The following is a 12,002-nucleotide window of genomic DNA, read 5'->3' on the forward strand; positions in this document are numbered from 1 at the left end:
AAGACTCGTCGCCAATACTGAAGGTAAAGCGCAGATCGGCTTGGCTGGCCATGCATAACTCCCTGTGACTGAGTTCCTGATCTCTAAAGCCCTGGGCCTGTACCGGCCGGCAGGGCTGTCGCCTGACTGCGGGAATCTAGAGTGGGGAGCGAGCGTGGGGCTATAAGGTGAGTCTGAAACTCACCCAGGACTTGACCAGGCACGTAGATGATAAGCATTATCATCAACTGCAAAAAATGGATCAGGCCCCGCTGTGAGTCAATCGCGCTTCAACAATGTCTTCCTCACTCAACGAATTTCTCTGCTGCGCACGCTGGAGCGGATGGTCGATAACCACAGCACCGCCGAGGACCTGCTGCAGGAAACCTACCTTCGTGTGACCCGGGCCCTCAATGAACGGGCCATCGATCACCTCGAACCCTTTGTGTTCCAGACCGCGCGCAACCTGGCTCTGGACCACTTGCGCGCGCGCCGCATCCAGGGCAGGACCCTGCTCGAAGACGTGCCGATGGAGGTGGTGGAGAACGTCGCCGCCCCCACCAGCAGCGCAGAAGATGCGGCCCATGCCGAACAACTGCTTGAGCGCCTGAACCTCAGCCTTAATCAGCTCAGCCCGCGCCAGCAGCGGATTTTTATCCTCAGCCGCCTGCACGGTCACAGTTATCAGGAGATCGCCGAAGAACTGCGGGTGTCCCTGAGCACAGTGCAAAAGGAATTGAAACTGATCATGGCCATCTGCATCGGCGTCGCCGAACGCCTGGACTCACAGTGAGTCTTAGAACCTGTTCACGTTCCAGCGAGCGATGCTCAGCCACTTGTTAATGCCCCATGAACCAAGCACAGCGGATCGTGAACAGGTTCCGAGCTGATGATCGGAACGACTGCGTCAGCCCCGGGGGTTTGCTAACCTTGCCCGGCTTTCGCTCTCTCTTGAAAAAACAGCTGTGCACAGACACAGCCGAGGAACACCCGTGACGGATACTCACCGCGCCGAGCCGCCTACCCCCTCGGGCGCCTCTCCACAGGAGCTGGCCATGGATCAGGCGATGGACTGGCTGATCGTGCTGGACCATCCCAGTGCCGAGCAAACCCGACAATTCCAGCAATGGCTGACGGCCTCCGCGCTCAATGCCCAGGCCTTCGAGAAAGCCCAGGCGATCTGGAACGGCCCGCACGTGGCGCAATCCGCCGTCGCCCTCGACAGCACCCCACCCAAGGTGTCACGCCTGGCCCGCCTGCGACCCCATTGGAAACCCCTGGCCACGGCCGCGGTACTGGTGCTCGGGCTGTTCAGTTTCAGCAATCTGCCCCTGCGCCTGCAGGCCGACCACCTGACCCAGGTCGGCGAACGTCAGCGCCTGCAACTGGAAGACGGCTCCAAGGTGCTGCTCAATACCAACTCGGCGTTTTCCAGCGACATCGACGATCAGCAGCGCGTGGCCCGGCTGTATCAGGGCGAAGCTTATTTCGAGATCCCGGCCAACCGCGGCCTGCCCCTGGAGCTGGAGGCCGGCCCGGTCCGGGCCAGCGTGCGCGATACCACCTTTGCCGTGCGCTACCTGGACGGCATTGCCCAGGTCCAGGTGCAGCGCGGCGCTATCGACTTGCGGGCGACCCATGCCGACCAGCGCATTCGCCTGTCCGCCGGGGAAAGCGTGCGCGTCGGCCCCCAGGGCTTCGAACCCCCGGCCAAACTCGATGCAGACAAGGAGCTGGCCTGGGTCCAGGGTCGCCTGGTGTTCGAAAACTGCCCGATGAGCCAGGTCCTGGCCGAACTGCGGCGCTATTACCCGGGCTGGATCGTCAACAACAACCCGCGTCTGGCCGATGTGGCCGTGACCGGCAATTATCGCCTCGACCAGCCCCTGAATGTGGTGCGATCCCTGGCCCACATCACCTCGGCGCGGCTCTCGGAATTCCCGGCGCTGGTGATCATCAACTGAGAATAATTATTTTTACTCGATAGCCTTGGGTCGTACGTCTCGTTATAGCCAATGCAATTGATTCGCATTTTAAATGCTGATCTGCACCTATAAGATTCGTGCGACCCGGAGCGCTTTCGATGTCCTCTCGCCTCAACAGCCGATCCCCTGTTCCCTCTGCCCGCCTGCAAAGTTGCACCCTGTCGTTGCTGACCGCTGCGATCCTGCTGGCCGGCGCCCAGGCCACGCCCGCCATGGCCGCCACTGCCCCGGCGCAGTCCAGTTCGAGCATGGGCAATTATCATTTCGCCATTGCCCAGCAACCCCTGGTCTCGGCGCTTAATGCCTTTACCGCGGTCACCGGCTGGCAGGTGGGGCTGCCCGCAGAACTGGGCGCCGGCGTCGCCTCCCCAGGTGTGCGCGGCTCGCTGCCGCCGGAAAAAGCCCTGGACCGGCTGCTGGCAGGCACCAACCTGAACTATCGCAAACTCGGGAACAACACCATCGTCCTGGAAAAGCGCAGCGGCGCCGACGTGGTCAACCTGCAGCAGATGACCATCAGTGCGACCCGCCAGGAACAGGACGTCAGTTCGGTGCCGAGCACGGTGACGGTGCAGGACCGCACCCAGCTCGACCGGCAGAACGTGAATAACATCAAGGAGCTGACGCGCTACGAACCCGGCGTATCGGTCGGTGGTGCAGGCAAGCGCGGTGGCGGCATCAGCGGCTACAACATCCGCGGCATCGACGGCGACCGGATCCTGACCCAGGTGGATGGGGTCGAAGTGCCCAGCAGCTTCTTCAACGGCCCCTACGCCGAAACCCAGCGCAACTACGTCGACCCGGAAATCATCAAGCGCGTGGAAATCCTGCGCGGCCCGGCCTCGGCGCTCTACGGCAGCAATGCCATCGGCGGCGCGGTGAGCTATTTCACCCTCGACCCGGACGACATCATCAAACCCGGCCAGGACCTGGGCGCACGCCTGAAAACCGGCTACAGCTCCGCCGACAACAGCTGGCTGACCTCCGGCACCTTCGCCGGGCGCAGCGGTGAGTTCGACGGCTTGCTGCACCTGAGCCAGCGCAACGGCCGTGAAACCGAGTCCTACGGCAGCACCGGCGGCACCGGCCTGAAACGCACCGAAGCCAACCCGGAAACCGTGCGCACCACCAACGTGCTGGCCAAGCTGGGCTGGAATTACAACGACGATTCGCGCCTGGGCCTGACCTACGAAAAGTACAAGGACGACCGTGACAGCAATCAGCGCAGCGTGGTCGGCGGCTTGTTCTTCAACGGCATGGGCAGCAACCTGTATCGCGCCCGTACCGCCAACGACACCGTCACCCGCGAGCGTTTCGGCCTGGAGCACAGCTTTGCCCTCGACAGCCTGCTGGTGGACAAGATCAAGTGGAGCCTGAACTACCAGATCGCCAAGACCGACCAGCATGCCGATGAGATCTACCAATCCGGGCGCCGCGTGGCCCGCACCCGCGACACCCTGTACCAGGAAAAACAGTGGGTCTTCGACGCCCAGCTGGACAAGGCGTTCAGCATTGCCGATACCGAGCACCTGCTGACCTACGGCACCAACATCAAGCAACAGAAAGTCACCGGTTACCGCTCCGGCACCGCCGTCTGCCTCAACGTGGCCACCAACTGCCCGGTCATCGGCGGGCCGAGCCTGATGCCAGCGGACAGCCTGGTCAAATCCAGTGACTTCCCGGACCCGACCAGCAACACCTACGGCGTGTTCGTCCAGGACCAGATTCGCTGGAACGACTGGACCTTCCTGCCGAGCCTGCGCTACGACTACACCCAGCTCAAACCCCACGTGACCGATCAGTTCATCAATACCATCGTCGCTGCCGGCGGCAGTGCCAGCGAAATCGACGCCAAGGAAAAAACCTGGCATCGCCTGTCGCCCAAGTTCGGCCTGACCTACGCCCTGACCGAGCAGTACACCTGGTACGGCCAGTACGCCGAAGGCTTCCGCACACCGACCGCCAAGGCCTTGTACGGGCGCTTCGAAAACCCGGGCCTCGGCTACTCGGTCACGCCGAACCCGAACCTGAAGCCGGAGAAAAGCCAGAGCTGGGAAACCGGTCTGCGCGGCAACTTCGAGCACGGCAACTTCGATGTGGCGGTGTTCTATAACAAGTACCGCGACTTCATCAACGAAGACGCCATTGCTCCAGGCTACAACCAGGTCAAGTTCCTCAGCGCCAACATCAAGCACGCCACCATCAAGGGCGCGGAAGTCAAAGGCCGCCTGAACCTGGACGCCCTGGGCGCTCCCCAGGGGCTCTACACCCAGGGTTCGGTGGCATACGCCTACGGGCGCAACGCCGACAACGGCGAGCCGCTCAACAGCGTCAACCCGCTCAAGGGCGTGTTTGGCCTGGGCTACGACCAGGACAACTACGGCACCCTGCTCAGTTGGACCCTGGTCAAACGCAAGGATCGGGTGGATGACAACGCATTCAAGGCGCCGGACGGCCTGACCAGCAGCAGCCAGTTCAAGACCCCGGGCTTCGGCATTCTCGACCTGACCGGCTTCTACAAGGTCACCGACGACGTCACCGTCAACGCCGGCCTGTACAACCTGACCGACAAGAAATACTGGAACTGGGACGACGTACGCGGCTACGACGGGGTCGGCGAAGCCGGCATGCTCAACCCCGCCAACCTCGACCGCCTGACAGCTCCCGGGCGCAACGTCTCGGTCAATCTGGTGTGGGATATCTGATCCATCCAGCGCCTCGCTGCCCTTTTTTTTCATGGGCAGTGAGGTTTTTTTACTGTGTCGCGTCTTCTTGTTCGTCTAGTCACTTAAGTGCATCTCATTCTCAAGGACATCTTCATGACCGCCCAGGATTCTACCCAGCCTCATCACCTGCGCTCGCAACGCCTGAACCAGATCACCCACGAGCCGCACACCAAGCTCGACACCCTGGTCAAGGCCCACGCGCCGTTTGAAACCCAGGGCAACTTCGCCCGCTTCGTGGTTGCGCAGTACCTGTTCCAGTCGGAACTGGTGGACCTGTACAACGATGCCGAACTGAACAAAATCGTCCCTGACCTCGCGGCCCGCTGCCGCGCCGAAGCGGCCAAGGCCGACCTGGCCGACCTCGACACCGAAGTCCCGGCACCGGTAGCCGGCGCGGTGAGCAACCCGAGCCAGGCCGAAGCCCTGGGCTGGATCTTCGTTTCCGAAGGCTCCAAGCTCGGCGCCGCGTTCCTGATCAAGCGCGCCGTAGGCCTGGGCCTGAGTGAAACCTTCGGTGCTCGCCACCTGGGCGAACCGGCCGGCGGCCGTGCCGAAGGCTGGAAGAGCTTCGTCAAGACCCTCGACGGCCTGACGTTCAGCGCCGAAGAAGAAGCCGCGGCGGAAAAAGGCGCCCTGGATGCCTTCAACCGCTTCACCGTGCTGCTCGAACAGGCTTACGCCAGCGCCCCGGAACTGGCCTGACGCAACCTGGGCAGGCCAGGCCCGACAAGGGCTGGCTTGCCCCTTTCAGCGACTTGGGTACCTGGCTTGAGCCGCCGCCAGCTTGCCGGCGATGGCTTTTTTCAGAAAACCGACCCAGGATTAAGCCTCTGCTCGTCACTCACCAGCGAACCCATGACCCGCTCCCCCCGACCCGCCTCGAAGCTCTCGCGCCTGCTCTTCGGCCTGTTGGCCTACACCAGCCTGGCCATCGGCCTGATCGCCATCGTCGTGCCTGGCCTGCCGACCACCGAATTCATCCTGCTGGCCGCCTGGGCCGCTACCAAAAGCTCGCCTCGCCTCAGCGCCTGGCTGGAAAACCATCGCCTGTTCGGCCCCATCCTCAGTAACTGGCGCAACGGCAAGATCGTCAGCCGCCGGGCCAAGGTCAGCGCCACCCTGAGCATGCTGCTGTGCGCCGGGCTGATGCTGGCCCTGCTCAATCATCACTGGACCATGTACCTGGCCATCGGCGGCATGAGCCTGGGCAACCTGTGGATCTGGTCGCGGCCAGAGGCCCTGCCTCAGATTTCCTAGCCGAAGATGACCGCTCGTCGGCTGCGTCTCACGCAAATGCCGCGCAAGCCGATGTTCCGGGCATAGCGCTGAATGGACTTGGCGCCATGAGTCATCCGACTCAAGGCTCATCACCTGTCCCTTCGCGAGATCGCCCCATGCTCGACTCTCTCTCCATCCGCCTGAAAATCGTGCTGTTGTCCGGACTGTGCCTACTGGGCGTGGTCGGGTTGATCGTTGGCATGAACCTCTACCAGACCAACCAGAACAACCAGTTGGTCAGCACCTCCAGCACCCGGATGCTCACGGGCAGCGTGCAGAACCTGTTGCAATCCAGAGCGGGCGAACAGGCGGTCAGGCTGCAACGGAGTTTCGGCGACAGCCTGCTGGCAGTGACCGCCCTGGCCGACCAGGTCAAGGATCTGCGGGCCATGGCCGGCAAACGCGCCCTCGAAGCCTCGGCGCTGCGTGAAGAACTGAACCAGAGCCTGAAGACCGCATTCGAGCGCAATGCCAAGGTGCTGGGCATCTGGCTGGCCTTCGAGCCCGACGCCCTCGACGGCAAGGACAGCGAGTTCGCCAATGACCTGGCCCGGGGTTCCAACGAGCACGGGCGCTTCGCCAGCTACTGGAGCCGCGCCGGCGGCACCGGGCTGAACACGGTGATGACCAACGAAGACCTGAGCAAAACCACCCTCAGCCTCAGCGGTACGCCCTACAACAGCTGGTACACCTGCCCACGCGACGGCAAGCGCACCTGCCTGCTGGACCCCTACGCCGATACCGTCGGCGGCAAGTTGATGCTGATGACCACCATTTCCCTGCCGTTGATCATCGACGGCAAGGTGCTGGGGGTGATCGGCGTCGACATCGCCCTGGACTCCCTGCAAGCCGCTGCCGCTGACGCCCAGCGTGAACTGTTCAACGGTGCCGGGCATATGCTGATCGTCTCCGGCAGCGGGGTCCTGGCCGCCTACAGCTCGGACGCGAGCAAAGTCGGCAAGAACATCGGCGACACCCTCGGCGCCGACGGCAAGGACGTGCTCCAACTGCTAAACGGCAACAGCCCGCAAACCCTGCAACAGGGCGACCTGATCCGCAGCGTGTACCCGGTGAGCCCGATTGCCGACGCCAAGCCCTGGGGCGTGGCCATCGACTTGCCACAGCAGGTGCTGCTGGCCGACTCGATAAAACTCCAGGCCGTGCTCGATGACGCCCAGGCCAGCGGTACCCTCAAGGCCCTGCTGGTGGCCACCGGCGCCGGCCTGCTGGGCCTGTTGCTGATCTGGCTCAGCGCCTCGGGCGTGACCCGGCCGATCAACAGCGTGGCGCAGATGCTCAAGGCCATTGCCAGCGGCGACGGTGACCTGACCCAACGCCTGCACTACAGCAAACAGGACGAGTTGGGCGAACTGGTGAACTGGTTCAACCGTTTCCTCGACAAGCTGCAGCCGACCATCGCCCAGATCAAGCAGAGCATCACCGACGCCCGTGGCACCGCCGATCAGTCTTCGGCCATCGCCCGCCAGACCAGCGAAGGCATGCAGGTGCAGTTCCGTGAAATCGACCAGGTGGCCACCGCCTCCAACGAAATGAGCGCCACCGCCCACGACGTTGCCAACAGCGCTTCCAACGCAGCCAACGCGGCACGCGGCGCCGACCAGTCGGCCCGGGAAGGCATGACCATCATCGAGCGCAGCACCCGTGATATCAGCACCCTGGCCGAGGAAGTGAGCAAGGCGGTGACCGAGGTCGAAGCCCTGGCGGTCAACAGCGAACAGATCGGCTCGGTGCTGGAAGTGATCCGCAGCATTGCCGAGCAGACCAACCTGCTGGCCCTCAACGCCGCCATCGAAGCCGCCCGCGCCGGGGAAAGCGGACGCGGGTTCGCGGTGGTCGCCGACGAGGTGCGCAACCTGGCCAAACGCACCCAGGACTCGGTGGAAGAAATCCGCCAGGTGATCGAACGCATCCAGAACGGCACCCGTGGCGTGGTGGCGACCATGCACTCGAGCCAGACCCAGGCCCACAACAATGCCGGCCAGATCCAGCAGGCCGTGCAGGCCCTGGGCAAGATCAGCGATGCGGTGACGGTCATCAGCGACATGAACCTGCAGATCGCCAGCGCCGCCGAACAGCAAAGCGCCGTGGCCGAAGAGGTCAACCGCAATGTCTCGGCGATTCGCAGCGTGACCGAAACCCTGACCGAGCAGGCCACTGAGTCGGCGAAGGTCAGCAGCCAGTTGAACGCGCTGGCGACACACCAGATGAAATTGATGGATCAGTTCCGGGTGTAACCGCCCCAGGCACTACCGACCGCTGTTGGTCATGAGGGAACCGCCGGCTCTGCCAGCGGGTTCTCGACAGCCGCAGCAGTTTCGGGGTGCAATGCCCCTCCTGCTCTGGAGGGCCTGCCATGACCGACATTCTCACGTCCATTCAAGCTGCGCTGGGGCTCTCCCAGTCGTCCATCGACTTCAGCGAAACCGGGGCCCTGCCCTCGGCCTTTGCCGTGACCGATCTGGCCAGCGCCAGTATCGCCAGCGCCGGCCAGGCCGTGGCCGAGTTGCTACATCGGCAGACCGGGCGCCTGCCGGCGCTGCGGGTCGACCGACGCCTGGCGTCGTTCTGGTTCGCCACGTCACTGCGCCCGATCGGCTGGAACATGCCACCGCTGTGGGACCCGGTTGCCGGAGATTACCCGACCCAGGACGGCTGGATCCGCTTGCACACCAATGCGCCCCATCACCGGGCGGCTGCCGAACAGGTGCTGGGCCGGGTCAGCGAGCGCAGCGCCATGGCGGCCAAGGTGGCGCAGTGGGGCAAAACCGAACTGGAACAGGCGGTGGTCAATGCTGGCGGTTGTGCGGCGCAGATGCGCAGCTGGGCGCAATGGCAGGCCCATCCCCAGGGGCAGGCGGTACAGACCGAGCCCTTGGTGGCCGTGATTGAAAATCCGCCGACCGCGCTCGGAACCTGGTCGGGAAGTCCGGCCCAGCCGCTGGCCGGGATCAAGGTATTGGACCTGACCCGGGTGCTGGCCGGGCCGATCGCCAGCCGCTTTCTCGCCGGGCTGGGGGCCGATGTGCTGCGTATCGACCCGCCGCACTGGAATGAGCCCGGGGTAGTCCCGGAGGTCACCCTGGGCAAGCGTTGCACACGCCTGGATCTGCATGACCCGGCCGACCGCAGCACCTTCGAAAGCCTGCTCGGGGAGGCCGATATCCTGCTCCACGGTTACCGCGCCGACGCCCTGGAACACCTCGGTTATGGCGTGGCGCAACGCCAGGCACTGGCCCCGGGGCTGATCGATGTCTGTCTGAACGCCTACGGCTGGAGCGGCCCCTGGCAGAACCGCCGGGGTTTCGACAGCCTGGTACAGATGAGCTGCGGGATTGCCGACGCCGGCATGATCTGGAAGCACGCCGACCAGCCCGTGCCCCTGCCAGTCCAGGCCCTGGACCACGCCACCGGCTACCTGATGGCCGCCAGGGCGATTCGCGCCCTGGACCAGCGCCTGCAGACCGGCGCCGGCAGCAGTTCGCGCCTGTCCCTGGCCCGTACCGCGCAGTTACTGCTGGAGCACAGCGCAGGCCCCTGCGAGCAGCCGCTACGCGCGGAAACAGCCGAGGACCAGGGCTTATTGGTGGAACAGACTCCCTGGGGCCCGGCCCATCGCCTGCAAGTGCCGTTGCATATCAGCGGCTCGCCGTTGCAGTGGGCCCTCCCGGCCAGCGAGCTGGGGTCCCATCGGGCCAAATGGTGATGGCCGGCCCAAAGGCAGCCAAGGCCCTCGCCACAGGGCACTGGACGGGGGGATTCAAAGCCTTAGCAGGCCGCTGTACAGGCCGTAGGCCGCCAGCGCCGCGCCCATGATCACGGCGGCGAAGATCAGCTTCTCGAAGCGGGTGAACAGCGGTTCGCCCTGCTCCCGTTTGGCCTGGGCGAACAGCACCCCCCCCGGCGCATAGAGCAACGCCGACAGCAGCAGGTACTTCAGGCCGCCGGCATACAGCAGCCAGATCGCGTAGGTCAGGGCCACCCCCCCGATAAACAGGTCCTTCATCCGTTGCGCCGAGGCCTGCTCGTAGGTTTCACCGCGGCCGCTGAGCAGCACCGCATAGGCCGCCGACCACAGGTACGGCACCAGGATCATCGACGAGGCGAGGTAGATCAGGCTGGTGTAGGTACCGGCGGAGACCAGCGTGATCACCAGGAAAATCTGGATCATGCAGTTGGTCAGCCACAGCGCATTGACCGGAACGTGGTTGGCGTTTTCCTTTTTCAGGAAGGCCGGCATGGTCCGGTCGCGGGCGGTGGCGTAAAGGATCTCCGCGCACAACAAGGCCCAGGACAACAACGCGCCCAACAGCGAGACCGCCAGGCCGATGCTGATCAGCAACGCGCCCCAGGGCCCGACGATATGCTCCAGCACCGCCGCCAGGGACGGGTTCTGCAACTGGGCCAGTTCCGGCTGGGTCATGATCCCCAGGGACAGCACATTGACCAGCACCAGCAACGCCAGCACCCCGAGAAAACCGATCACCGTGGCCCGACCGACATCGGAGCGTTTCTGCGCCTTGGCCGAGTAGACACTGGCGCCCTCGATGCCGATGAACACGAACACCGTGACCAGCATCATGCTGCGCACCTGATCCATCACGCTGCCGAAATTCGGGTTGCTGCGGCCCCAGATATCACGAGTGAACACGTCGGCCTTGAACGCCACGGCGGCGATCACGATAAACATCAGGATCGGCAGGATCTTGGCCACGGTGGTCAGTTGATTGATAAACGCCGCCTCCTTGATCCCGCGCAGCACCAAAAAGTGCACCGCCCACAGCAGCACCGAGGCACAGCCAATGGCAACGGGGGTGTTGCCCTGGCCGAACACCGGGAAGAAGTAGCCCAGGGTGCTAAACAGCAGCACGAAGTAGCCGACGTTGCCCATCCAGGCACTGATCCAGTAGCCCCAGGCCGAAGAGAAGCCCATGTAATCGCCAAACCCGGCCTTGGCATAGGCGTAGACCCCGGAATCCAGCTCCGGCTTGCGATTGGCCAGGGTCTGGAAGACGAAGGCCAGGGTCAGCATGCCGACGGCGGTGATCGCCCAGCCGATCAGGATCGCACCGGCATCGGCACGCGCCGCCATGTTCTGCGGCAACGAGAAAATCCCGCCGCCGATCATCGACCCCACCACCAGGGCAATAAGCGCACCGAGTCGAAGCTTTTGCGCCGGTTGTGCCATCCCTACCTCTGCATTCATGAGTCCATCCGGCGTTAACGCTACACGCAATTAAATAACTTCTACAGATTTACGTATTACTCAGTAAGTCAATTAACCATCGCTTTTTCTATAAATGGCATCACAACTCGTGGAACGCGCTGAATAACCGGCGCTTTTATCGTGCCCATGTACTAAGTGCCATCATTATGATCTGTTTCAAGACCGTTACATGATTTGCACATTCGGCAAAACGAACTAGCTTGAACCCTCGTCGCCGATGAGAAGTCTTGTTGTTCACGCAGCTTGAAGGCTCTGGAAAGCGCTTTCCAGACGCCCAATGATCATATGGAAATGTTCCTTAAGTCATTCATAAACAATGGAATGTAGCAATGAACTGATCTAAGTCAGCTATTCAAAATGATATCAGCCCTACGCTGACAACTCTCTTCTCCTGCATTGGAGTCATGCAATGTCTGACACTCCCGGAAAACTACGATTAGGTGCGCTAGTCGCCTTGGTAGTCGGCTCGATGATTGGCGGCGGGATCTTCTCATTACCGCAAAACATGGCCGCCAGTGCCGACGTCGGTGCAGTTCTTATTGGTTGGGCCATTACCGCGGTGGGGATGTTGACCCTGGCTTTTGTGTTCCAGACCCTGGCCAATCGCAAGCCGGACCTGGACGGCGGGGTCTACGCCTACGCCAAGGCCGGTTTCGGCGATTACATGGGTTTTTCCTCGGCCTGGGGCTACTGGATCAGCGCCTGGCTGGGCAACGTCGGCTACTTCGTGTTGCTGTTCAGCACCCTGGGTTACTTCTTCCCGATCTTTGGCGAGGGCAATACGCCCGC

The 12,002-nt window shown here is 63.0% G+C and carries 9 protein-coding genes and 1 pseudogene; 9 read left to right on the top strand and 1 reads right to left on the bottom strand.

Annotated elements, in window-relative coordinates; translation table 11 throughout:
* The first annotated feature begins 253 nt into the window (after positions 1 to 253).
* The 8 genes and pseudogenes from JFU57_RS33140 to JFU57_RS33170 all read left to right on the top strand — a co-directional run bounded on the left by JFU57_RS33140 (position 254) and on the right by JFU57_RS33170 (position 9,692).
* Positions 254 to 772: an RNA polymerase sigma factor gene (locus tag JFU57_RS33140; RefSeq protein WP_020297291.1), complete on the top strand. Its 519-nt coding sequence runs from the start codon at positions 254 to 256 to the stop codon at positions 770 to 772.
* A gap of 199 nt (positions 773 to 971) precedes the next feature.
* Positions 972 to 1,943, top strand: a complete 972-nt coding sequence (locus JFU57_RS33145) for a FecR domain-containing protein (RefSeq protein ID WP_201132258.1) — start codon at positions 972 to 974, stop codon at positions 1,941 to 1,943.
* Positions 1,944 to 2,062: 119 nt separating this feature from the next.
* Positions 2,063 to 4,669: a TonB-dependent receptor gene (locus tag JFU57_RS33150; RefSeq protein ID WP_201132259.1), complete on the top strand. Its 2,607-nt coding sequence runs from the start codon at positions 2,063 to 2,065 to the stop codon at positions 4,667 to 4,669.
* Between the two features lie 114 nt (positions 4,670 to 4,783).
* Complete coding sequence (locus JFU57_RS33155; RefSeq protein ID WP_078471837.1) at positions 4,784 to 5,392, top strand: biliverdin-producing heme oxygenase; 609 nt, start codon at positions 4,784 to 4,786, stop codon at positions 5,390 to 5,392.
* 153 nt (positions 5,393 to 5,545) lie between these two features.
* Entirely contained in the window at positions 5,546 to 5,947 is a 402-nt protein-coding gene (locus tag JFU57_RS33160; protein WP_078471838.1) for a YbaN family protein, read from the top strand.
* A gap of 410 nt (positions 5,948 to 6,357) precedes the next feature.
* A pseudogene (locus JFU57_RS33785) lies at positions 6,358 to 7,365 on the top strand (PDC sensor domain-containing protein); the annotation flags it as partial.
* Positions 7,366 to 7,467: 102 nt separating this feature from the next.
* Positions 7,468 to 8,223, top strand: a complete 756-nt coding sequence (locus JFU57_RS33790) for a methyl-accepting chemotaxis protein (protein WP_443217373.1) — start codon at positions 7,468 to 7,470, stop codon at positions 8,221 to 8,223.
* Between the two features lie 119 nt (positions 8,224 to 8,342).
* Complete coding sequence (locus JFU57_RS33170) at positions 8,343 to 9,692, top strand: CoA transferase (RefSeq protein ID WP_201132261.1); 1,350 nt, start codon at positions 8,343 to 8,345, stop codon at positions 9,690 to 9,692.
* 54 nt (positions 9,693 to 9,746) lie between these two features.
* Here the strand turns inward: JFU57_RS33170 and arcD are convergent, their stop codons facing one another.
* Positions 9,747 to 11,174 carry an arginine-ornithine antiporter gene (arcD, locus tag JFU57_RS33175; protein ID WP_201132263.1) on the bottom strand — a complete coding sequence of 476 codons (1,428 nt, stop codon included), beginning with the start codon at positions 11,172 to 11,174 and terminating at the stop codon, positions 9,747 to 9,749.
* Positions 11,175 to 11,622: 448 nt separating this feature from the next.
* Here arcD and JFU57_RS33180 point away from each other — a divergent pair.
* Positions 11,623 to 12,002 (top strand): amino acid permease (locus JFU57_RS33180; RefSeq protein ID WP_201132262.1); only part of this gene is annotated, 380 nt, incomplete at its 3' end.

The organism is Pseudomonas sp. TH07 (genome assembly GCF_016651285.1).
In the GTDB taxonomy this organism is placed as follows: domain Bacteria; phylum Pseudomonadota; class Gammaproteobacteria; order Pseudomonadales; family Pseudomonadaceae; genus Aquipseudomonas.

Bases quoted from the DNA above. Each gene is read 5' to 3' on its own strand.
- arcD (WP_201132263.1), bottom strand. From the start codon at position 11,174: ATGGCACAACCGGCGCAAAAGCTTCGACTCGGTGCGCTTATTGCCCTG.
- JFU57_RS33170 (WP_201132261.1), top strand. From the start codon at position 8,343: ATGACCGACATTCTCACGTCCATTCAAGCTGCGCTGGGGCTCTCCCAG.
- JFU57_RS33155 (WP_078471837.1), top strand. From the start codon at position 4,784: ATGACCGCCCAGGATTCTACCCAGCCTCATCACCTGCGCTCGCAACGC.
- JFU57_RS33790 (WP_443217373.1), top strand. From the start codon at position 7,468: ATGCAGGTGCAGTTCCGTGAAATCGACCAGGTGGCCACCGCCTCCAAC.
- JFU57_RS33160 (WP_078471838.1), top strand. From the start codon at position 5,546: ATGACCCGCTCCCCCCGACCCGCCTCGAAGCTCTCGCGCCTGCTCTTC.
- JFU57_RS33150 (WP_201132259.1), top strand. From the start codon at position 2,063: ATGTCCTCTCGCCTCAACAGCCGATCCCCTGTTCCCTCTGCCCGCCTG.